A 23,019-nucleotide genomic window follows, 5' to 3' on the forward strand; every position below is an offset into this window, starting at 1 on the left:
ATGACATATGACAAAAGAAGACGACAAGCATGCAAATGGCTCTGCTGTTTTGCCAGAGAATGATCGCGACTGTTTTGAGACCCTTGTTGATGAACTGCCCCTGGGAATACTAACATGTGACAGGAAAGGCAATATCACCGCTGTAAATGATTTTCTCTTAGATATACTGGGATCCCCTTCAGCCGAAGCCACAAAGAAGATCAATATGCTGACATTCCCGCCTCTTGTTGAATCCGGCATCTCCGCTGTTCTTGAACAGACCATGTCAACAGGCATAAGTTCCTCCATAGAGGCACCTTACCGGTCTAAATGGAACAAGGAACTATTCCTGAGTTTCAGAGCCTTCCCCAGGAAAGACGATAACAATAATATATACGGATGCTATGCCATCATTGAAGACCTGACTGATGAAAAAACAACAGGTTGTGAACTGGAACAGAGCCTGCGCAAGGACAGGCTCATATCCAGGATATCAAGCCGCTTCATCAACAGTAATTCAAGGGACATTGATAATGATATTAACCTGACCCTGAAGGATCTGGCAGGATTTGTGGGCTCAGATCGTGCGGTCCTGTTCAGTGCAGAAGGGAATACCGGGTACATGATCAAAACACATCAATGGCATGCAAAAGGGATTAGTTCCATTATACCCCTAAATGAAAGATGGGATTCCAGCAAAATCGTTTTTGAGCATCTAAGTAAATTACAAATTGTCAATATACCTGATGTTGATGCATTACCGGAAGAAAAGGATCTTGTAAAGAGAACACTTCTTGACCTTGGCATAAGGTCCATTGCCCTGGTCCCGCTTTCACGTTACGGGGAATTCAAAGGTTTTATAGGTGTCGATTCAAAAAAAGAGAAAAGGAACTGGACTGACAATGAACTCTATGTCCTGAAGATATCAGGCGAAATGATAGCCAGCGTCCTGGAGCGTAAGAATGTTGAAAAAATGCTGCACCACAAAGAAAAGGAACTTAAGGATGTTATCAGGTCCATAGATGCAATAATATGGAAAATCACATTCGACAGGAATGCAAATATCCTGACTACCTATATTGCAGGTAAAGCAGACAGGACACTGGGCTTTGCACAGGGGACTGTGGGTAATGACTGGGACAGGTATCTGTCATACATGCACCCTGATGACTGCAGACAGTTAATGAACATCTTGATTAAGTCCCTTAATGAACACGGCACCCCTTTTAATATGGATTGCAGGATGGTCGCAGGTGATGGGAGGATCATATGGATGAGCTTCACAGGCAGCAGCTACTGCCAGCCGGATGGTACATTCCTGACCTATGGGACATCATTTAACATCACAAAAAGGAAAATGGCTGAGGAAGAGATCATCCGCAGCGAAAAGAAATACAGGTCACTTATAGAACAATCAAGTGATGCAATATTCCTGAACACACTTGAAGGACATATACTTGAAGTTAACAACATGGCATGCAAAATACTTGGGTATTCCATGTATGAACTAAAGAAAATGAATGTTGCAGACCTTTTACCCCCTGAACTTAAAGAAGATGGGATCCAGGTTATGGACCGGTTCAGGACGGAGGGCTTTGTACGTGGTGACACAAAATACCTTACCTCAAAAGGAAAGATCATCGATGTGGAGGTAAATGCCAGGGTACTTGAAGGATACCCCGACCTTGCACAGGCAGTGGTGAGGGATATCAGTGAACGTAAAAGGACAGAAGAGAAGATAATCAGAAGTGAGGTTAAATACCGCAGCCTCTTTGAAAGATCAAACGATGCCATAATCCTCCATGATCCTGAAGGACAGATAATAGATGTGAACAAAAAGACCTGTGAGATCTTTGGCTACAATGAGGAAGAGCTCAAGCAAATATCCATAATGGAGCTGATCCTGCCGGCAGACAGGCAGGAGTTCGCATCTTCGGTGATCAGGATACAGAAAGAAGGGTCCTGGCGTAAAGAAATAAGAATGATACGACCGGACGGATCTGTAATATATATGGATATCAGTGCCTTACTGCTTCAGACACAGGAAAACACTATCCAGGTTGTATGCAGGGACGTGACTGACAGGGTCATGACAGAAGCAGCCATGCTCAGTGCTAAGATCGAAGCTGAGACAGCCAGCCGCACAAAGAGCGAGTTCCTTGCCAATATGAGCCATGAGCTGCGCACACCCCTGAACTCCATCATTGGATTTTCTGATGTCATGCTTGAAGGAATAGCAGGTAAAGTGGATGCAAAACAGGAGCGTTACCTGAACCATATATCAAATAGCGGTCGTCACCTGCTCAACATAATCAATGATATTCTTGACATTTCCAAGGTAGAAGCGGGGAAAATGGAGCTTGAGCCTGACATCATAGATGTGGAGGCGGTCATCAAAGAAATAGTGACGATCACAGAAACACTCGCCTCCCGAAAGAAGATAAGAGTTATTACAGAGCTATGTGAGAACATGCCAAATGTCCTTGCCGACAGGTCAAAGCTCAGACAAATAATGTATAACCTTATGGGCAATGCTATCAAGTTCACAGGAGATGGTGGGAAGATCAGCATAATAACAGATTTCAGTGAGAATAAATTATACGTGTCTGTCACTGACACCGGGATAGGCATCTCCCCGGAAGATCAGAAGAAACTTTTCAAACCATTCAGCCAGATAGATGCATCCATATCCAGAAAATATGAAGGGACAGGTCTTGGGCTTGCACTTGTAAAGGAACTCGTGGAGCTTCACGGGGGAAAGATATGGGTGCAAAGTGAGCCTGGCAGGGGAAGCAAGTTCACTTTTGAATTACCGGTGGCTAATGATTGATCCCTAAGTTTCCTGAAGCTCGGCAAGCATATGTGAAGTTTCCAAAACTACTGTAAGAAAAGTCCTAAGGGAAGTGACCCTGGCTTTGCCAGGGTAACTTTAGAATGGGATGTGGTAATTGTTGGTTGGAGGTAGTTTGATGGATTTTCAAAGACCCACATCCGCAAATACGCCAGAGTAATAATATTCTGACTATTTTGGAATTTATAATTACAAGTATATTAATATATCGGGAAAATATAAAAGCAGTGTGCATTATTTGCTACTGTGTAACAAAATAAAATAAAAAAACCAGCCTGCTATATAAATCAAAACCGACCCATGAAAAAAACAGGAAAAGATGCAAAGCAATAAAAATGGAAATCTTGTCTCCCGCACGTTCAAATAAATATGAGCATGTAATTGTAAATATGGCCGTGTAACCGTAATTCTTATGTATGCCGGCCAATGACCTGTAGCAGATAACAGAGGAGGGAGCAAAAGGGACGACGCCACATTTCTTATATATTCATTCAGCACCTTGTTTGCAATAGTCAGCCCTGTTGGCGGTGTGGTCATGTTCGTTTCGCTTACAAGTGAGAAGACCCTGGATGAGAAGAATTACATTGCCACAAAATCGGTCCTCCTTGCGTGCATCATCGCCCTGTTCTTTGCATTGACCGGACAGATGATATTGAATTTCTTTGGTATCAGCATCGATGCATTAAGAGTTGCAGGAGGAGTATTGCTTTTTGTCGTGGCCTTTGATATGATACTGGCAAAGGTCTCCCGTGAGAGTATCACGGAGAACGAGATAGATAAATCCATGGACCGCAGTGACATATGGATATTCCCTATTGCAACCCCCCTGCTGGCAGGGCCCGGAACGATAACAACAATAATAGTCCTTATGGGAACCGCAGCCTCACTGCTGCAGAACATATCGGTAATAGTTGCCATACTGCTCACTTATTCAATATCCTGGATACTGTTCCACTTCTCCAGAAGGATATACAGGTTCCTCGGATACACAGGAATGCTTGTCATCACAAGACTTATGGGTCTTTTACTGGCAGCACTGGCGGTCAACTTCATTGCAATCGGGACCTGGAACCTGTATGTATCATTCCTGTGAAATCTTCTGCAAGTATCAGTATATATCTTGTTGCATGATATGGTCTGAAAAAAGCCCTGATCAAAGCAAAACCACTTTAAAGGCCTGGAATGATAATATCGTCAGACACCTGTGAGGGCGTCCATTATCAGATATTTGTGGCAGACTACAGAATTACAGAATATATGAAAAAGCTGATACCAATGAACAAAGAAGATATTTACCGTATGGGACAGGAACTTAAAAGTATCCTTAAACTGGATACTTCCCCGGTTGCAGTTACCTTTATCGCACCTGATGAGGATATTCCCGACTCTGTAAAACGTATAGATAGAGTAATGCGTCATTGTGCTATGGTGGACAGGGCAAGAAAGGATAAAGAACCTTTCTATGCACTGCTGCAAGACCAGGAATGCAATATAGGCGCTTTTTCCCTTGGGATGGGAGCCAGATGTAATGATGTGGTTTCTGGTAACTTCTACCATTCATTTGGATGCTTCAGGAGCATAGAAGCTGCAAAAAGGACCATGGAGCAGATGCCAATGCTGCCTGCAGGATCTGTGAAAGCTGTTGTCTGCTCTGCTCTTGAACAGGCCCCTCTTGTTCCGGATGTTGTGGTCATCGTTGCTGAACCTGACAGGATCATGAGATTGTCCCAGGCTGTGCTCCATGAGCCAGGAGGAAGGATCAATGCCAGTTTTGCCACTTTGCAGAGCATGTGTGTGGAAAGCGTAGCCCAGCCATACCTGCAGGAAAGAGTTAACATCAGTCTTGGATGCACCGGTAGCCGTGTATTTGGCGGGCTGGACAAAAATGAGATGGCAATGGGCATACCATTCAAACAGATGGAAACCGTACTTGGATCAGCAGAACAGATGTTCAGAAGCTAGATGCCAGGGACAGGCGTAATGGCAACTCTTATCTGCTCAGGGAACCAGATGTATGTAAAATAGCTCAGCGGAGGAAAAAAGACGGACAACATTGGATTCCTGGTATATTCATTCAGTACCCTTTTTGCAATAGTCAGTCCTGTCAGCGGAGTAGTAACTTTTGTTTCGCTCACAAGCGAGAAGACACTGGATGAGAAGAACGTACTTGCATCAAGATCCGTTGTCCTTGCATGCATCATAGCTCTGTTCTTTGCATTGACAGGACAGATGATACTGGATTTCTTTGGTATCAGCATCGATGCCTTAAGAGTTGCAGGAGGAGTCTTGCTTTTTGTCGTGGCCTTTGATATGATACTGGCAAAGGTCTCCCGTGAGAGCATCACAAAAAAAGAAATAGATAAATCCATGGACCGAAGCGATATATGGATATTTCCCGTTGCCACACCCCTATTAACAGGCCCGGGTACCATTACAACCACAATAGTACTTATGGGAACTGCAGACTCTTTATTTCAGAACCTGCTGGTCATCATTGCGATACTTATTACATTTTCAATAGCATGGGTATTGTTCCACTTTTCCAGAAGGATATACAAATTCCTCGGATATACCGGAATGCTTGTCTTTACCAGGCTTATGGGTCTTTTACTGGCAGCGATGGCGGTTAACTTCATTGCGCTGGGCATCTGGAACATTTATACCTCATTCCAGTGATCCTTCTGAACATAACACTCCATTCATAACATCCCATTCATATGTCTTTACAGACCCTGCTATATACGCACACATCAGCGATCAAATAATAACAATGATTTTATCCGATGCCATCATAGATTTACTGGTGTGTGGGTGTTTGATTGTCAGGAGAAAGGGACTTTCAATGCAGACCTGTTGGTGATGAACATCATGTCTCACAGGAACAGATATTTGAAAGACTGGATGCCACAGCCCGGGGTCTGTCATCTGATGAGGCAAAGCGCAGGATAGGCCTCTGCGGAAAGAATGTTTTCGAGGAAACAGGAAAAGAAAGCCTTCTTGCCAGATACCTCAAACAGTATCGGAACTTCTTTTCACTCCTGCTGCTTTTTGGCTCCATGCTCGCATTTATCGCTGAATGGCTTGATCCGGGACAGGGTAATATATTCATAGCCATTGCATTGCTGGGTGTTGTGATACTCAACGGGAGCTTTACCTTTATCCAGGAATACCAGGCAGAGAGGATAATGGCAAGTTTCAGGAACCTTATACCTCCAATAACGCAGGTCTTGCGGGATGGAGAGCTCAAAGAAGTTCCTGCAACCGAGATAGTTGTCGGTGATGTGATCTATATTGAGGAGGGTGACAAGGTCCCTGCAGACGGCAGGCTTATCGAAGAGAACTCACTGAAAGTTGACAACTCTCCGATAACAGGAGAAGCCGAACCACAATTGCGTTCCCTGCAATGCACACATCCGGACATGCTTGAATGCAGGAACATGGTATTTTCAGGAACACTTGTCCAGACCGGCAACGGCAAAGCCATTGTATTTGCAACCGGCTCAAATACCCAGATCGGCAAACTTGCAGCATTGACCGAAGAGACATCGTCCGTGGACACTCCTATTCGCAAAGAGCTCAATGATTTTATCAGGATAATATCCTCAATTGCCATATTCCTGGGTATTGCATTTTTCCTGATAGGCTTTATCATCCAGGACAGGTTCCTGTCCAACCTCATATTTGCCATCGGCATCATTGTTGCAAACGTACCTGAAGGGCTCCTTCCAACAGTAACCCTTGCCCTGAGCCTTTCCTCTAAAAGGATGGCAAAAAGGAATGCATTGATAAAACAACTTGAGTCCGTTGAGACACTGGGGTCAACAACTGTCATCTGTACCGATAAAACCGGAACCCTTACCCAGAACAGGATGAGCGTACATTCCATATACACCGGCTCAGGCCTGGTGGATGTCAAGAACAAGGAAAAACCGCCTCATATGCTGCTCCGTGTGGCCACCGTGTGCAACAATTCATCGCTTATAGAAGAGAGACCGGGATACAGGGGTGATCCCACTGAGGGTTCCCTGCTGGTCTATGCAAGTGGGTTCACAGACATAAATGAAATGAGAGACCTGTACCCCAGGAAAGAGGAATTCCCATTTGATTCGAAGAAAGAAAGAATGCAGGTAATATGCACAACACCTGAAGGAGAGCTGGAAGCATATCTTAAGGGAGCGCCGGAAGTGGTTCTTGGGATGTGCAGCCACGTATGGGTTGACGGAAAAGAAAAAGAAATTGACAAAAAGCAACGAAAGCTCCTGGAAGAAGAACACCTTGACCTGGCAGGAAAAGGGGAAAGGGTGCTTGCCTTTGCCTTCAGGAAGGCAGACATTGCCAGGGAATATGAGGAAGGTTTTTCCTTCCTGGGATTTGCAGGAGCTGTGGACCCTCCCCGCCCGCAAGCAAAGGAAGCCATAAGGAAATGCCACAGGGCAGGCATCAAGGTTGTGATGATAACAGGGGATCACCCTGTGACCGCACGCTCCATTGCTGCAACCGTCGGACTGACAAATGATGACAGTGAACCTGAACTTATAACAGGGTCCGAACTTGCAGAACTTACAACAGAAGAGCTCATGCAGAGGTTGAAGGCACCCAGCATTATATTTGCAAGGACATCACCCGTGCAGAAACTCAAGATAGTACATGCCTTCCAGGCAGCAGGTGAGATAGTCACAATGACCGGGGACGGGGTTAATGACGCACCGGCCATGAAGACAGCGGACATGGGTGTTGCCATGGGAAGCGGTACTGATGTTGCCAGGGAAGCAGCTGATATGGTGCTGCTGGATGATAACTTTGCAACCATCGTCAACGCAATAGAAGAGGGAAGGACAGTATTTGATAATATAAAGAAGTTCATAGCCTACATCCTCACAAGCAATATACCTGAAATATTACCTTTCATAGCCTTTGTATTGCTGGCACTGCCACTACCTATGAACGTACAGCTGATCCTTGCCATAGACCTTGGTACCGACATACTTCCGGCACTTGCCCTGGCAGTGGAAAAAGGAGAAGGGGATATAATGAAGCGGCCACCGCGACAGAAGGATGAGAAACTGCTTACTCCGCAGGTGCTGTTCACATCCTATGGTATTAAAGGACCCATTGAGGCAGCTGCCGGATTTGCCTGCTACTTTGCAGTGCTGTTTGACGGCGGATGGGCATGGGGCCAGCAACTTCCATTCACAGATACCCTTTACATGCAGGCCATAACAGCTTTCTTTGCAGCTGTGATAATATGCCAGATAGCAAACGTATTCACCTCAAGGACAAGGCGGGAATCCGTATTAACAAAAGGGATCCTTGGTAATAGAATGGTACTTGCAGGCATTGCAAGTGAGATCCTTATCCTTTCATTCATCGTCTTCAATCCTTTTGCCAACATCATATTCAACACTACGGCAATATCAATGGAATATATCATCATAGCAGTACCATTTGCCCTGTTGTTGCTGCTGACAGATGAGCTAAGAAAATATGCCATTCGAAAAGAATCTGCATTTGCCAGCCGTGTCCTGAAATGGTGAAGCTATACATCCTTCCTGCGAAAGACCACTTCAGTGTGCGGATATGCTATCTCCACATCATCCGATGCACTTATCCTGTCAAATATCTCTTTTGTTATCTTTGAGGAATACTCGTGCAGTTGCCTGGCAGGAGAGAAGTATTTCACCTGGACATCTATCCCGCTTGGCTTAAAATCGACACGGACCTTCGGAGCTGCCGGACTTGTACTGATCATACCTGCCAGATATTTCCTTGCACAAAGATCAGCTATTTCCATTGCCTTATCGAGGTTGCTCTCATATGTGACATTCACGATAACACTGTCAAGTACAAAATCATTGTTAAGGGTATAATCGATTACGTTCTTCTCGAACAACATCCAGTTTGGGACCATGATTATCCTCCCGGATGTTTCTTCATCACCTGTCAGTCCTCCAACTTCCATAAGATGGATGTGGGTCAGATTTATGTCTGCAATATCCCCTTTCACATCACCTATGATCACCCTGTCTCCGATATCAAATGGCCTCTTGGTCACCACCATCAGCCATGCAGCCACACCGGTGATGGGTTTCTGGAGTGCAAATCCTATTGCCGCTGACAGAAGGCCCAGGAACAGGCCAACACCGGACCATGCACCGGAATAGGAAAGAACAGCAAAGAGTACTATAAGAAGAGAGATAGAGTATCTGAATATCTGAATGAAGATCTTTATATTGGAACGCTGTTTCTTTGTCCTTCCCATGTTAATAAGGTTAGGCCTCAGTAAGTTGAAAAGGACATTAAGGGCTACCAACAGGAAGATAACTATCAGAGCTGTGAAACCGACAGATAATAGTTTGCCGGTATCGAGCATCTGCTGCAGATCAACTTCCATCTGACCATCCCTTTGAAAACATCAAAAAAGCAAAAAGTAAAGAAATGAACACGATATTATCACTTTTTCTTTCCCATATCCCTTATCTTTCCCTTGATCTCGGTTGCAAGCTCCTCTGCCTCTTTTCCTGTGGCCCGGGCCAGCTCCCTGACCTTAGCGGATATTCCATCCACTTCTTCTCTCATATCTGCAGTTCTGACAGAAACAGCTATTCTTTTAACGACATCCATGATGTCTTCTGTAACATTGGCGGCCTCATTGCCGGTCACTTCAATAAGCGAATCGACCTTGGAATTGACCCTGTCATAATCCATCCCCAGATTTACCTTTCCGGCAAGTTCATCCAGCTGATCACCGATATCTGAGGCCAGGTTCCTTGCTCCATCCCCGGTCTTAACGGCAAGTCTCCCTATACTTGAATTCATCTTCTCAACATCCTCATGCAGGTCAATGCTTCTTACTTCATCTGCAATACCTTTCACAGATGTCCTGATGTTACCTGCAAGCCTGTCGGCCTCGCTACCCGTCCTGTCAATGAGCTGGTCTATCTCAAACTTTATTCTATCGATCCTTTCTTTCACACCGATCACTCCCTGGTCAGTTAATTGGAATTATTTGAATAGAAGTTCATATAGATATCGTGACAAGACCATTAAAAAAAATAATGATCATTCGACCCTTACGACTATTCCCCTGAGCAGGCGACCTAATATGTCCGATCCGGTTATGATTATCTTTTGCGGGTCATCCTTGTTCCAGTAGAGTATCAGGTCATTATCTATAACATCATCCTCAGCATCTACCGGATATACCTTCAGCTTGTGGAGCACATCACCGATCTTCTCATCAGGATTGCTCACCACAATTGGATGATGACAGTGCCTGTAAGGATTGAAATCCGTTTTCCTGTACACACCGTCCCTCAGGAAAGAACCTGAATCTATGGCCATCACCGGTTCATTGTTCTCATCCACAACGATGATCCATTTCTTTGAGCTGGAAGCTATCTTCTCCAGCAGCTGATCAAACCCTTCTTCCTCAAGAGGCGGAAATATCACAAGCCCATTGTAAGTAGGCAAAGAGATTATGCTTGCAGGGTCTATCAGAGAACCTTCCTGCTTGATGTTAAGGTCATCAATGGAAAGGAAATTCAAAGCACCAAGACCTTCAAGGCGATCGATATCACTACTCTCGGAAACAATGTGTTTGGCAAGCATTATCCTGAGGGAGCGCTCCTTGAAGAATTCCATCTTCTCCTTCCCAAGCCAGATGTCCAGAAGCATTGACGTTGGTTTTGCCACAGGGTACAGTAACGTCACATAGAATTTTACAAGAGGGGATAAAGCAGCTCCAAGCCTTAGGGAATTGCGCGTGAAATATGCCTGCGGGGTGATCTCACCAAATATCGTAATAACAAAGGTTGAAAAAACAAATGCTGATGCCCCTGTCATTATTGTATCTGTCAGCAATGTCAAAAGTACATTTATACCTACATTACCCCAGAGCAGAGTGGACAGGAGTAAATGGGAATTGTGCCTTATTTCCAGCACTTTCCTTGCATTCTCATTCTTAGCTTCCGCCTCTATCTCAAGGCGAAGGCGACTCAATCCGAACATACCTATTGTCAAACCGGAGAAGATACCGGATTGCAGCAGGCAAAGAGCTATCAAAAACCATATTATTATTTCATTCATAGATTATCCGCTGAGGTGACAGTAAAAACCTCAGTCCTTTTATAGATATGAGAGTAGTAAAGCTTTTCTGATAATTTTATATTATCTGCTTTTATTCAGAGGAAGAAAGGGCTGCTCAACCATCTTTATTATCAGCGGCATTAAAATATCGGACAAAGAAACTCCTGTGAGATATTTTCATATACGATTGGGACTCTATTTAAAAGAAGATAATTAAGGGAGACGGGAATGATGCTGGAAAGCAAGTGTATAATAATTGCAGGTGAAGAGGCAGGGCCCAGGTCCAATAAAATGGGCGGCATATGGAATGTTATCGATGCGCAAGCAAGGAATCTTGCCGGTCTGATAAATAAAGGTATAATTGATGAAAAAAACCCGCCGACCATAATAGTCGCTGGTCCTTACTACGGCCACAGTGGTTCTGACTGGAACAAGGGACTAAACCGTATAACCGATATGAGCGGACTTGAAGAGCTGGAAGAGGAAGGAGAGATATTTGAGACCGTTGAGGAGCTGAAAAGGCGGGGGATCGATGTATTTGCAGGAACAGAACAGGTAAACGGTGTCAGAATAATACATCTGATGTTCAGAACAGATGATTTCTGCAGGGTCAGCAGAGAGTACAAAGGACATGAGATGTGCCTGGCCAGTATGATCAAGGCAGAAGCTTATGACCTGATAAGCCTGGACTCCATGACCTATGAGAACATGGGCAACGGTATCGAATATACGCACTACCTGAATCTTTCCTATGCGATATCCGAATTCGTAAGAACCCTTGTCACATCCCGGGAAAAAAGTTCGGAGGAATATGAGGACGAGGCCATTTCCGAATTTGCCGCATCCCTCATGCCTGCAGTTCATGTGTCTTTGCATTGCCACGAGTTCGGGGTCTTCTATGCCCTGGCACGTCTGAGGAAACTTGGGATCAGTGTCAAAACAGTTGCCACCTATCATGCAACCCTTCCGGGCAGGTCATCAGGGCATCGCTCCATACAGAAGATAAGGGACAGCGACAGCTCATGGGATAGTGGCGTTCCGGTGAACTTCGCAAAACTCGAATCACTTTCTGCATATGCGGATGTCGTGACGGCAGTCGGGGATTCCACGCGCAAGGAGATAAAACTGTTCTACGGCATAGATTCGATAATCGTCCGCAACGGTATAGACAGTGAGAACAATGACATCGAATGGGAGAAGAAGACCGGTTGCAGGAGGAAGATACAGGAATTCCTCTCAGAGAAGATATACAACGTATTTGACAGTAAGAGCATACCACCTGACAGGATAATACCCATTTTTTCAATATCACGTATTGAGATAGAGAACAAGGGATATCCTGACCTGCTTGATTCGCTGGTATTGCTTGACAGGATGGTCAAGGCAGAGATAGATGCAGGTCACCTTGATGATAACTATCGCGTCATATGCTTCATAATCGCAGCACACGGTCCAAAGACCAACCTTCCGGAAGATTTCCCAATCAACCTTCCGGAGGAGATACTTATAGGCGAGGAGATCCGTCTCCAGCAGATGATCCGCTCACGTGGACTGGAATGCTCAAAAATACCTGATGGAAGCAGACATGTTGCAGCAGTGCTGTACCCCCAGTGGATATCTGACCATGACGGGGGACTTAACCTCAGACCTGATGAGTTCATGTCCGGGTGTATTGCCGGTGTGTTCCCTTCAAGATATGAACCTTTCCTGCTAACCGGTCTTGAGGCGGGCAAGGAGGCAACACCAAGCATTGTCAGCAAGGTATGTGGCTTCAGCGATGCACTCAAGACGCTGAAAAGGCTTGTCATGGGAATGGGCGGTGTCATCGTAGTGGACAATATAAACATCCCGTATCTGGAATCTATCGCCGACTATGCTTTAGCTATGGATTATTTCATCGACACGTACACAGATGACAAGGTGAAGTACAACCTCCTTTGCCAGGAAGCTAGTCTGCTTGCAAAGGATATGAACTGGGAAGTACCTATCAGGACATATTATGAGCTTCTCACAGGAACGAGGATGGAATGAACAATGTCTGAGATACGCAAGCACTATTTCCTTGACGAATATTGCATAATAGCTTCCGGCAGAAGCAAAAGACCCTCTGCACCCAAAGCGTGCGCAGAGGAGAGCAGTTCTGCAAGCTGTGTGTTCTGCAATGGTCATGAAAGCCAGACACCAGCTGCAACTGCCGTATACAAGAAAGGACAGATATTAAAGGATACGGATGGAGAACGCATCACTGACTGGGATGTGCGATGCATCCCAAATCTCTACCCTGCACTGTCCCCCGATGCCCCGGATGCAGGACACATGGTCTTTGAAGTTAAAAGGGGATATGGTTTCCATGAAGTGATCATCGAAAACCCTCTTCACCAAAGCCGTCTGCATCTTTTTTCAGATGAGCAGGTCCTGCTCCTGATGAAAGCCTGCAGGGATCGTGTAATGCATTACCAGTCACAGGAAGGGATCAAGTACGTTTCATTGTTCAAGAACTGGGGAAAGAAGGCAGGGGCCTCCCTTGAACATACCCACTCGCAGCTAATAGCGATCCCTCTGATGCCATCCTCTGTTGTAAAAGAGAAGAAGGCAATGGCAGAACTGGAAAGCTGCCCTTATTGCAAGATCGTGGAAAGGGAGAGAGGAACAGAAAGGCAGGTTTATGAGAACCGGCATTTCATTCTCATAGCACCATACTATTCCAGGACCCCTTATGAGATGTGGATGCTTCCCAGACAGCATGTGAACCACCTGTCAGCCTTTAACGATGACATGCTCTTATCCCTGGGAGACTGTATAAGGAAAGCAGTTTATTTGCTGGACCGGACAATACCTGAACTTGCATATAATTACATGTTCTTCCAGGTTGAACACGATCTGAGTTACCATTTCAATGTGCGTATCGCTCCGGTCACTTCAATTGCTGCCGGTTTTGAGAAGAACACGGAGATATACATCAATTCTGTGCCTCCTGAGACAGCAGTCGAACACCTTCTGGAAAAAGAATTATGATCCATAGTGCGAAGTGATCCGATGAAAGAACAAATGAGAATTGCCATGTTCACATGGGAGAGCCTTCATTCAGTAAAGGTGGGGGGGCTGGCACCACATGTGACAGAACTGTCAGAGGCCCTGGCTGCAATGGGACACGATATACACATATTCACCCGGAACCGGGATATGATACCTTACGAGCTCATTAACGGAGTGCACTATCACCGTATATACCATGCACTTGACGGGGGGATAGTCCAGCAGATGGATAGCATGTGTGATTCCATGCATACGGCTTTTGTAGAGGCCATCGCCAAATTTGGTGATTTTGACCTGACCCACGTACATGACTGGCATCCTGTGAACCTTGTATGCAGGATCAAGGAAGAATACGGCATTCCCTTTTTCATAACCTATCACAGCACTGAATGGGGAAGGAACGGCAACCAGCACGGCACCTGGTGGGAAGCCATGGAGATAAGCCACCGGGAATGGAGAGGAGGATACGAGTCGGCCGGAGTGATAGCCACTTCCACCAAACTGAAGGACGAGATACAGTACCTTTATCAGATACCGGACGAAAAGATATCCATCGTCCCAAACGGCATCCAGGGGAACAAACTGATAATGGAAGTGGACCCTGGTAAGGTGAAAGAAGAATACGGGATACATCCTTATGCTCCGGTGGTCCTTTTTGTGGGAAGGATGAACTACCAGAAAGGTCCTGACCTTTTGGTAAGAGCCATTCCCGAAGTACTTGCAGACCGGTGGGACGTTAAATTCGTCATTATAGGAGAAGGGGAGATGAGACCAGAGTGCGAAAGGCTCGCACATGAGCTGCATGTCCATGAAAGCTGTCGCTTTTTGGGTTATGCCGATGAATCGGTCAAAAAGAAATGGATGAATGCCTGCAACCTCATCTGTGTCCCAAGCCGGAACGAACCCTTTGGGATAATCCTGCTTGAAGCATGGGACGTGAGCAAGAACATAGTTGCCACAGATGCCATATCCCTTATAGATAACTTCAGGGACGGTGTGATAGTCTACCAGGCACCCGGCTCCATCGCATGGGGTATCAGATACGTGTTCGATAACTATACTGACGGTGAACTTGGAAAAGCAGGCAAGGAACTTATAGGTACCAGATATAACTGGGACAATATAGCTAAGACGACAGCGGATATCTATATGGGTATGATCCCATAGGCATTACAAACCTGGATAATGTGCGGGAGTTTAGTTATCAAAGACCACGTGAGGTGATATTTATCAGGAAATTTGCAAATCGGTTTTCAAAGAAAGCAGGTCTTTCACCCGGATCCCTGGTTCACGTGGGAGAGGAGAGAACAGAAAAACCGAAGATAACCATAATAGATTATGACAGGGATAATTTCCAGGAAAGAGTGGTCGACAATATAGAGGAATGCTTTCCTTTCAAGGATTACCCGACGATCTCATGGATAAATATAGATGGTATCCATCAGGTGGACATCATTGAAAAACTGGGTAAACACTTTGGCCTGCATCCCCTTGTCATGGAGGATATAGTCCACACAAACCAGAGACCTAAGATGGAGGACTACGATTCCTATATATATATAGTCCTGAAAATGTTATGGTTTGCAGAGGACGATACAGATGTGAAGGCAGAGCAGGTCAGCATAATACTGGGTCAGAATTACGTCATTTCGTTCCAGGAGGTTGAAGGTGACACTTTTAATTTTGTCAGGGAACGCCTCAGAACCTCTAAAGGCCGGATACGACTTATGGGTGCCGATTACCTGGCATATGCACTCCTTGACTCCATAGTTGACAACTATTTCATAATAATCGAAAGATTTGGTGAGATAATAGAGGACCTTGAAGAGCAACTTATCGAGAAACCGTCTCCTGAAACCCTGCAGAGCATCCATGACCTGAAAAAAGAGATGATATACCTGCGCAAATCCGTCTGGCCCCTTCGTGAGGTCATAAGCGGACTTCAAAGATCAGAATCGTCCCTTATCAAAGAATCAACATTCGCATTCCTTAAAGACATCTACGACCACACGATCCAGGTTGCGGATGCTATCGAAACATTCAGGGATGTACTCTCCGGGATCCTGGATGTATATCTTTCAAGCGTAAGCAATAAGATGAACGAAGTTATGAAAACCCTTACTATCATAGCGACAATCTTCATCCCCCTTACCTTTGTTGCAGGTGTCTACGGGATGAATTTTGAATATATGCCGGAACTTGCATGGGAACTGGCATACCCGGCTGTATGGTTTGTATTCATACTCATCTTTGTTTCCATGTACGCTTATTTCCGCAGGAAGAACTGGATGTAACAAGAGAACGGACAACTGATCTAAATGTATGACATATACCACACACCTTTCAGTACAGAGATAAAGGACACACTCATCACTGTTGAGAAACATGGAAGTGACCTTATCTACAAACGCCTCTTAAAGGGAAAAGAGGAAACAGAATTCCTGCTGCTGAATAATGATGGCGACATAGTCATAAATCCCATTGAACCGGTAAATACTCCGAAAAAACTCACTTCATTCCTTCTTATAGAATTCAGGCGTCCTGTGATGATAAGACCGGGAGACAGGAAAACCATATACCTGACATTCCCTGCAGAGATAGGTGTGTTCGTCATGGACGCTGCAGGCAACCACGAGGTAATCGATATATTCACATTCTCCAGGGTTAAGTTCACACTCTACGGAAGCCATAGTAAGGGACTCATATGCAAGTACTGGGAAAGTGATGTGTTCACAAAGGCCCCTGATACTGATATACTGCATGAAGGATATATTGAACTGGAGATAATAAATGATTCCAGCCATATGATGGAGGTCACAAAAGCGGTTTTCAATGCCTATGGAATGAAGATCTACTATGGTAACAGGATAATTACCATGAAAGCATCCATGAGAATAATCAATAAACTGCTTGCAGAAACCGATTTCAGTACATATCCCACAACCTCACGGTTCAGGAGATCGATGGAACTCTATACTTCCCGCAAGCTTATACCCACCGGAACAAAAGGCATTATGGAGTTTGGGTTATGAACTACACGGAGATAGCAAAATTCGCCCCTCCTCTTTCAGATCCCCTCCTGCAGGTTATCACGGTCATCATCATATTGTTCCTGGCAGTTGTGATAGGAAAGGCCATGACAATCTATCTGCAGCGCTCCCTTAAGGACAAGATGGACAAAGAGCATCTCAATATACTGCTCAAGGCAATATATTACGGAATTATAGTTGTTGCGATAACCGGCTTCATCTTCCCTCTGCTTGATATTGATACATCCGGCCTGCTTGTTGCCGGAGGGGTTGTGGGTATAATCCTTGGTTTTGCCAGCCAGAGCATTGTAGGTAATCTCATATCAGGCGTGTTCCTGATGCTTGAGCGTCCTATAAAGATAGGGGATACTGTGAACATAAACAACAACATAGGGTTCGTTGAGGACATACATCTGATATCAACGATAATCCGTACATTTGACGGTCTGTATATGAGATTGCCAAATGAAACGGTTTTCACGACCAGCATCACAAACTATGTGGCCAACCTGGGAAGAAGGTTTGAATATGTTGTGGGTATCCGTTATGAAGACGATGCTGATAAAGCCATAAGTATAATCAATGACCTTATAGAAGAACAGCCATATGCACTGGTCAATCCTGCTCCCAGTGTTTTTGTGGACACACTTGGTGATAATGCAGTTAACATCATAGTAAGGGTCTGGGCTCCTGCCACCGAATGGTATGATACTAAAATGAAACTGTTGTGGATAATAAAAAAGACACTGGAAGATAACGGTATTGAAATAGCATTCCCACAGAGGACCGTGTGGTTTGCCAGCGATCTTAATACAAGGATGGTCTCGCATGACCAAATGGGAAATAGCATGGAGAGCATAAAGGATTTGGAAACTGATCGATCATGAAAGCTGTATGTGTTTGTTTTGAAGTCCACCTGCCGCTGCCTGTACGCTGGTACTGGCCGCGGGAAGGATATGGCGAGGTACATATCGAAAAGTACTTCGATATGGAAAAAGCATTCCACAGCTTCACAAAACTGGCAGGGAATCTTGAGACCCTGAACGACACCTTGTCAAAGTCCATTGATAACGGAGGTAAATATACCTTTGACATCTCCGGTGTGTTCCTTGAGCAATGCAAATGGGCACCTGAGCTAATTGATGGCTTCAAAAAGCTTGACCCTGAAAGTGCCTCTTTTGCTGCCTCACCCTACTATCACTCTGTATGTTCGCTCTTTCCGGACCTTGAAGAATTCAGGGAACAGGTTGAGAAGGACGTTAGGACCATAGAGGAACTTTTCGGGCATCAGACAAGGACATTTGTGAACACAGAGCTCCTATATGAGCAAAGAACAATCAAAATGCTTAAAAAACTGGGATTCAAGTGTTTCATATCAGAAGGTTCCCATAATATAATGAACGGCTATGACCCCATGTATGTCTACAGCAATGCAGTCCCTACACTCCTGCGCCATATAAACCTGAGTGAAGACCTGGAGATCAGATTCTCAAGCAAGGGCTGGCCCGGATATCCCCTGATAGCTGACAAGTTCGCATCATGGATAGCAAGCATGAAAGGGGATGTAATAACACTTTACATAAAATATGATGCCATAAACACTCATCTGGAGAAGGATAAGGAGATACTTGGATTTTTGAGGGATATACCACTTTGTCTGGAAAAACACAACATAAAGATGCTTTTACCTGAGGAAGCTGTGGAAATATTCAAAGAGAACGGTTTACCTTCACTGGATTCAAAGATGACGGCACGTTACGGAATGCACAACCTGCTGGGCAACCATGCACAACACCTTTTCATGCACGAACTGGTGGATATAGGCAAGCAGCTTAAAAGGATAGAAGACCCTGTTAAAAAAAGAGAGATGCAAAGAATTTACCGTTATCTGCAGCAGAGTGAGATATTCCTGGAAATGAACTCAGAGGAAAGACGCCTTGGATATGAAAAAGCCGTAAATGATCTTTCCATACTATCAGATATCGAACGTGCGATAATATCGGAGGCCAGAAAATGAATTCCATCTGCCTTTTCTTTGAAGTTCACCAGCCATACAGGCTCAGATGGTTCTGGCCGGATGAAAAACAGGGTTTTGAACGCTATTTTGATGAAAAGGTCAACAGGGAGATATTCTGTAAGGTTGCAAAAAAGTGCTACCTTCCTGCAAACAGGACCATGCTTGAAATCATAGACAGGACAGACGGTGATTTCAGGGCAAGCATGTCTGTCACGGGCACATTGCTTGAACAGTGCAGTGAATGGGGTGAGGATGTACTTGATTCTTTCCGGGATCTGGCACAGACAGGCTGCGTGGAGTTTTTAGATGAGACCTGCTACCATTCACTTGCATCACTCTTTGAATCAAAGGAAGAGTTCATTGACCAGGTAAAGAAGCACAAGGATCTCATATCCGGACTGCTGGGTGTCACTCCCCGTGTATTCAGGAACACCGAGATGCTGTATAATAACAGCATTGCAGACATTGCAGGAAGTATGGGATACCGTGCGATACTTGCAGAGGGAATAGAACGCATACTGGACGGCAGGTCCCCTGATCATGTATACAGGGCAAAAGGTTCTGATATAGCGGTCCTGCTTCGTAATTATAAATTAAGCGACGACATTGGATATCGTTTCTCATCCCGGTGGTGGGAAGAATACCCGCTTACTGCTGCCAAGTGGGCGGACTGGGCCTCCAGAAATCCGGGAGAGACCCTGAACATCTTCATGGATTACGAGACCTTCGGAGAGCACCAGTGGAAAGACACTGGTATCTTTGATTTCCTCCGGGCACTGCCGGGTGAGGTAACGGACAGAGGAATGCGCTTTTTGACAGCGTCACAGACCATTGACACATATTCACCGGCAGGTGAGATAGATGTGGGTGATTTCTCCACCATATCCTGGGCGGACATAGAAAGGGACACCAGTGCCTGGCTTGGTAATGACATGCAAAGGCGGTGTTTTGAAGAAATGAAGATCCTTGAGAGCTATGTCAAAAGAACAGAGGATGCAGAGCTCCTTCGCATATGGAAACATATGCTCACATCGGACCACTACTACTACATGAGCACAAAGTGGCTTGGTGACGGGGATGTGCACTCATACTTCAGTATACATAGCAGCCCCTACGATGCAGCCGTAAACTTCATGGCAGCACTCAATGATTTCAAAGCCCGCGTATTCAGGGACCTGGCGGGGACAGAATAATATATTGGCCGGTATCATATTCTTAACCCGGAGTGTATGTATGGTAAGAGATCTCTATATGTTCTCCAGGGTGGATAAAGAAGCAGAGGTTGTCTGGTTCAGGCTCACATACGAGAACACAGTGCATTCGGAAGCTGATATAACATCATTTTTTGCAGAGAAGGGACTTGATATAAGGTTTGCATACCTTGACTGCTCGGAAGACCCGTTAAGAGGCAAGTACGTCATGTTCACAGAAGCTGAGAAAGGCAGGGATATCCAGGGCATAGCGGATGAGCTTGGAAATATGGATGTGGTGCTTGAGCTGGAATGGGGATTCTCAAAGAACAGGGTCATCCAGTCAGTAGACTTCCCATTGCATCTGCTTGGGGAAAGGGCTGTCATAATCAGGGCAAAGACATTTGTGAACATCCTGAACATTGTCTATGAGAATGTACCGCAATCCGAAGGATTGTTCACCATGATGGGGCTTAAGAACGGGTCAGGTGCGGTGAGATATCTCAGGGAACTGACAGAAGTGAACGAGAGTAACTTCCTTGAATTGCTGAAAGAACTCCTGATGGCTGCAGGCTGGGGTATCCTTGACTACGACATGGACACCGCCAACCTCAGAGGGACCGTGCAGGTCAATGATTCGTTCATTGCTGAAGAATACGGGCAGAGCGATGTACCTGTGTGCGGATATATAAGCGGTTTCCTTGCAGGATACATCTCACAGTCTCTGGGAAGAACAGTACAGGTCCGGGAAAAAAGATGCAAGAGCATGGGTGATGGCTTTTGTGAACATGTTGTATCCCCAGTTCCCGCAGGAGTGAATATAGAGCACATACTCAGGGGAGAATCAAATTGATACGACAGCCCAACGCTATTCTTGGCAATGACCGTTTGCTCGTTACCGTTGGCAAAAAAGGAGAGATATTCGGTTATTACTATCCCGGGAGGGATATTGCACAGCATGTGGAAGAGTCCCAGGCATGCCTGTATGACGGAAAGGGGCTCATATGGTCAAATGCCCGGGAATGGGTTGCAGACCAGAGATACATAGAGAACACAAATATAGTGAGCACAGAGCTTGTCCATCACCAGGGACTTACAATGAACATCCTGGATTTCGTTCATCCGGTCCTGCCGGTACTTGTACGCAGGTACAGGATAAGTTCTAAAAGACGATTTCATGGAAAGTTCTTCTACTACTCCAGCCTGCAGGTAGGGGAAATGAAGAAAAAGAACTCGGCATTCTGTGATCATGACTCCGGATTGCTTGGCCAGTACTGGAAGGACTACTATATTGGTATCAGTTCAACCCCCAGGTTCGAGGAATGGCAGGTGGGAAAGGCCATGGACACGATCTGGTGGACAAATGCCAAATATGACATGGAAGATGGAGGGCTCCAGAGGAACAACGAGGACATAGGCAACCTTAACTGCGCCTTAGGGTGGGAACTGGACATTGATGTTGCAAGGCCCGCCGAGATCACGGTGCTTATCGGTGCAGCCCCGGGAAGACAGGAACTTTACAGGACAATGCGTAAGGTACAGAGCGAGGCAGTGGAGAATATCTATAACGAGACCCAGGAAAAATGGATAAAATGGCTCTCAAGAAAAACACTCCTTGAATTGCCTGGTTATCCTGGTTTTGAAAGTTTCAGGCAGGATCTTGTAAAGGGGTTTAACCGTTCCCTGCTGGCATTGAGCATACTCAATGACCCTAATAAGGGGTCATTTGTCGCAGCACCGGAATTTGACCATGAGTTTGAGATGAGTGGAGGTTACGGATACTGCTGGAACAGGGACTGTGCGGAGATAGTCACTTCCCTGATGGAGGCAGGTTATCCTGAATATTGTGAACGTTTCTTCAAATGGTGCAAAGGTACACAGCTTCCGGACGGATCGTGGTTCCAGCGTTACTGGCTTGACGGGGGCACCGCACCCTCATGGGGGAATTTCAGTTTTTCAACACAGATCGATGAAACCGGAAGCACCCTCTTTGCAATGGATCGTTTCTACCGGACACTGGAACAAGCCTTTAAAGTTGATTTCCGTGATAATATGTGGTCCACAGTACTGTGCGGTGCGGAATACCTCATGAAAAGAACCGTCAATGGCCTGCACGATCCCTGCCTGTGCCTCTGGGAGACCCATGCCGGGATATTCACCTATACCAACGCTGCCATATATGCAGGGCTGAAAGGAGCTGCCAATATGGCCCGGGACTATAACGAGAAGGAACTTGCAGACAGATGGACAGAAAGGGCTGAATTGATCAAGAACACTACCATTGAGAGATTATGGCTTGATGAAGGTTATTTTGCCAGGGGGATAAGATATGGAGAGATCGACCGTACCATAGATGCAAGCATTATTGGCACATTTGTCCCTTTCAGCATGCTCTCAGCCCGGAATAAAAAAGAGCGGGAAATGATCACCTCCATGATCGGGAATATAGAAAAACATCTCCGGGTACCTGTGAATGAGCACTTCGGAATAAAAAGATATATCGATGACAATTACATCGAAGGAAATCCATGGATAGTCACAACGTTGTGGCTCTCAAAGGCTTTGCTTGAGCTTGCAGTGACCTGCTGTGGTAAAGAAGAGGAAGAAGAACTGGGCACACTGACCAACAATGCCCTCAAATACATCCGGTGGTCACTAAAGGGAAGTACCGGTGCAGGAATGCTGCCCGAACAGGTCAACAAATACACCGGCAAGCCTGCATGGGCCATCCCCCTGAGCTGGAGTTGTGCCCTGATGCTTGATAATGTATTGCTGCTGGATAAGCTCCAGAAGAGTCTCAGCCCGGAATAACATATGAGCCAGGCAGCAGGC

Annotated in this window: 18 protein-coding genes; 15 read left to right on the forward strand and 3 right to left on the reverse strand. The window is 45.5% G+C overall.

What is annotated here, in order from left to right; genetic code table 11:
* Positions 1-7 precede the first annotated feature (7 nt).
* The 5 genes from V7O64_RS03895 to V7O64_RS03915 all read left to right on the forward strand — a co-directional run bounded on the left by V7O64_RS03895 (position 8) and on the right by V7O64_RS03915 (position 8,364).
* Complete coding sequence (locus tag V7O64_RS03895) at positions 8-2,809, forward strand: PAS domain S-box protein (protein ID WP_407356720.1); 2,802 nt, start codon at positions 8-10, stop codon at positions 2,807-2,809.
* 502 nt (positions 2,810-3,311) lie between these two features.
* Complete coding sequence (locus tag V7O64_RS03900) at positions 3,312-3,923, forward strand: MarC family protein (protein ID WP_407357254.1); 612 nt, start codon at positions 3,312-3,314, stop codon at positions 3,921-3,923.
* An 89-nt stretch (positions 3,924-4,012) separates the two neighbouring features.
* The gene (locus V7O64_RS03905) at positions 4,013-4,792 is read left to right on the forward strand and encodes a DUF169 domain-containing protein (protein ID WP_407356721.1); all 780 of its coding nucleotides are present in this window, start codon (positions 4,013-4,015) and stop codon (positions 4,790-4,792) included.
* 129 nt (positions 4,793-4,921) lie between these two features.
* Positions 4,922-5,506, forward strand: coding sequence for a MarC family protein (locus V7O64_RS03910; protein ID WP_407357255.1), 585 nt, complete (start codon positions 4,922-4,924; stop codon positions 5,504-5,506).
* Positions 5,507-5,649: 143 nt separating this feature from the next.
* Positions 5,650-8,364 (forward strand): cation-translocating P-type ATPase, encoded by a 2,715-nt coding sequence (locus tag V7O64_RS03915; RefSeq protein ID WP_407356722.1) that lies wholly within the window; start codon positions 5,650-5,652, stop codon positions 8,362-8,364.
* Positions 8,365-8,366: 2 nt separating this feature from the next.
* Here V7O64_RS03915 and V7O64_RS03920 read toward each other — a convergent pair whose 3' ends face one another.
* The 3 genes from V7O64_RS03920 to V7O64_RS03930 all read right to left on the reverse strand — a co-directional run bounded on the left by V7O64_RS03920 (position 8,367) and on the right by V7O64_RS03930 (position 10,915).
* Positions 8,367-9,221 (reverse strand): mechanosensitive ion channel family protein, encoded by an 855-nt coding sequence (locus V7O64_RS03920; protein WP_407356723.1) that lies wholly within the window; start codon positions 9,219-9,221, stop codon positions 8,367-8,369.
* Positions 9,222-9,280: 59 nt separating this feature from the next.
* A complete protein-coding gene (locus V7O64_RS03925; RefSeq protein ID WP_407356724.1) occupies positions 9,281-9,802 on the reverse strand; it encodes a hypothetical protein in 522 nt (173 codons plus the stop codon).
* Positions 9,803-9,889: 87 nt separating this feature from the next.
* A complete protein-coding gene (locus V7O64_RS03930) occupies positions 9,890-10,915 on the reverse strand; it encodes a DUF21 domain-containing protein (protein WP_407356725.1) in 1,026 nt (341 codons plus the stop codon).
* A gap of 231 nt (positions 10,916-11,146) precedes the next feature.
* On the opposite strand from V7O64_RS03930, the gene V7O64_RS03935 reads away from it, so the two are divergent.
* The 10 genes from V7O64_RS03935 to V7O64_RS03980 are packed head-to-tail and all read left to right on the forward strand — an operon-like array spanning position 11,147 to position 22,998.
* Positions 11,147-12,946: a glycosyltransferase gene (locus V7O64_RS03935; RefSeq protein ID WP_407357256.1), complete on the forward strand. Its 1,800-nt coding sequence runs from the start codon at positions 11,147-11,149 to the stop codon at positions 12,944-12,946.
* A 3-nt stretch (positions 12,947-12,949) separates the two neighbouring features.
* On the forward strand, positions 12,950-13,930 hold the full coding sequence (locus tag V7O64_RS03940) for a DUF4931 domain-containing protein (protein ID WP_407356726.1): 981 nt from the start codon (positions 12,950-12,952) through the stop codon (positions 13,928-13,930).
* Positions 13,931-13,951: 21 nt separating this feature from the next.
* A complete protein-coding gene (locus V7O64_RS03945; RefSeq protein ID WP_407356727.1) occupies positions 13,952-15,118 on the forward strand; it encodes a glycosyltransferase family 4 protein in 1,167 nt (388 codons plus the stop codon).
* 53 nt (positions 15,119-15,171) lie between these two features.
* The gene (gene corA / locus V7O64_RS03950) at positions 15,172-16,245 is read left to right on the forward strand and encodes a magnesium/cobalt transporter CorA (protein ID WP_407356728.1); all 1,074 of its coding nucleotides are present in this window, start codon (positions 15,172-15,174) and stop codon (positions 16,243-16,245) included.
* Positions 16,246-16,269: 24 nt separating this feature from the next.
* Positions 16,270-16,983 (forward strand): DUF432 domain-containing protein, encoded by a 714-nt coding sequence (locus tag V7O64_RS03955; protein WP_407356729.1) that lies wholly within the window; start codon positions 16,270-16,272, stop codon positions 16,981-16,983.
* Positions 16,980-17,867 carry a mechanosensitive ion channel family protein gene (locus V7O64_RS03960; RefSeq protein WP_407356730.1) on the forward strand — a complete coding sequence of 296 codons (888 nt, stop codon included), beginning with the start codon at positions 16,980-16,982 and terminating at the stop codon, positions 17,865-17,867. Before V7O64_RS03955 ends, V7O64_RS03960 begins: the two co-directional genes overlap by 4 nt.
* Positions 17,864-18,997, forward strand: coding sequence for an alpha-amylase (locus V7O64_RS03965; RefSeq protein ID WP_407356731.1), 1,134 nt, complete (start codon positions 17,864-17,866; stop codon positions 18,995-18,997). The genes V7O64_RS03960 and V7O64_RS03965 overlap by 4 nt, the downstream gene beginning before the upstream one ends.
* The gene (locus V7O64_RS03970; RefSeq protein ID WP_407356732.1) at positions 18,994-20,190 is read left to right on the forward strand and encodes a glycoside hydrolase family 57 protein; all 1,197 of its coding nucleotides are present in this window, start codon (positions 18,994-18,996) and stop codon (positions 20,188-20,190) included. The genes V7O64_RS03965 and V7O64_RS03970 overlap by 4 nt, the downstream gene beginning before the upstream one ends.
* Positions 20,191-20,230: 40 nt before the next feature.
* Positions 20,231-21,040, forward strand: coding sequence for a V4R domain-containing protein (locus V7O64_RS03975; protein ID WP_407356733.1), 810 nt, complete (start codon positions 20,231-20,233; stop codon positions 21,038-21,040).
* Entirely contained in the window at positions 21,037-22,998 is a 1,962-nt protein-coding gene (locus V7O64_RS03980) for a glycoside hydrolase family 15 protein (protein ID WP_407356734.1), read from the forward strand. Before V7O64_RS03975 ends, V7O64_RS03980 begins: the two co-directional genes overlap by 4 nt.
* The last annotated feature ends 21 nt before the right edge of the window (positions 22,999-23,019 follow it).

The sequence above is a fragment of the Methanolobus sp. WCC5 genome (assembly GCF_045690325.1).
In the GTDB taxonomy this organism is placed as follows: Archaea; Halobacteriota; Methanosarcinia; order Methanosarcinales; family Methanosarcinaceae; genus Methanolobus.

Bases quoted from the DNA above. Each gene is read 5' to 3' on its own strand.
- V7O64_RS03935 (WP_407357256.1), top strand. From the start codon at position 11,147: ATGCTGGAAAGCAAGTGTATAATAATTGCAGGTGAAGAGGCAGGGCCC.
- V7O64_RS03905 (WP_407356721.1), top strand. From the start codon at position 4,013: ATGATAATATCGTCAGACACCTGTGAGGGCGTCCATTATCAGATATTT.
- V7O64_RS03955 (WP_407356729.1), top strand. From the start codon at position 16,270: ATGTATGACATATACCACACACCTTTCAGTACAGAGATAAAGGACACA.
- V7O64_RS03970 (WP_407356732.1), top strand. From the start codon at position 18,994: ATGAATTCCATCTGCCTTTTCTTTGAAGTTCACCAGCCATACAGGCTC.
- V7O64_RS03945 (WP_407356727.1), top strand. From the start codon at position 13,952: ATGAAAGAACAAATGAGAATTGCCATGTTCACATGGGAGAGCCTTCAT.
- V7O64_RS03930 (WP_407356725.1), bottom strand. From the start codon at position 10,915: ATGAATGAAATAATAATATGGTTTTTGATAGCTCTTTGCCTGCTGCAA.
- V7O64_RS03920 (WP_407356723.1), bottom strand. From the start codon at position 9,221: ATGGAAGTTGATCTGCAGCAGATGCTCGATACCGGCAAACTATTATCT.
- V7O64_RS03895 (WP_407356720.1), top strand. From the start codon at position 8: ATGACAAAAGAAGACGACAAGCATGCAAATGGCTCTGCTGTTTTGCCA.
- V7O64_RS03960 (WP_407356730.1), top strand. From the start codon at position 16,980: ATGAACTACACGGAGATAGCAAAATTCGCCCCTCCTCTTTCAGATCCC.
- V7O64_RS03965 (WP_407356731.1), top strand. From the start codon at position 17,864: ATGAAAGCTGTATGTGTTTGTTTTGAAGTCCACCTGCCGCTGCCTGTA.
- V7O64_RS03975 (WP_407356733.1), top strand. From the start codon at position 20,231: ATGGTAAGAGATCTCTATATGTTCTCCAGGGTGGATAAAGAAGCAGAG.
- V7O64_RS03940 (WP_407356726.1), top strand. From the start codon at position 12,950: ATGTCTGAGATACGCAAGCACTATTTCCTTGACGAATATTGCATAATA.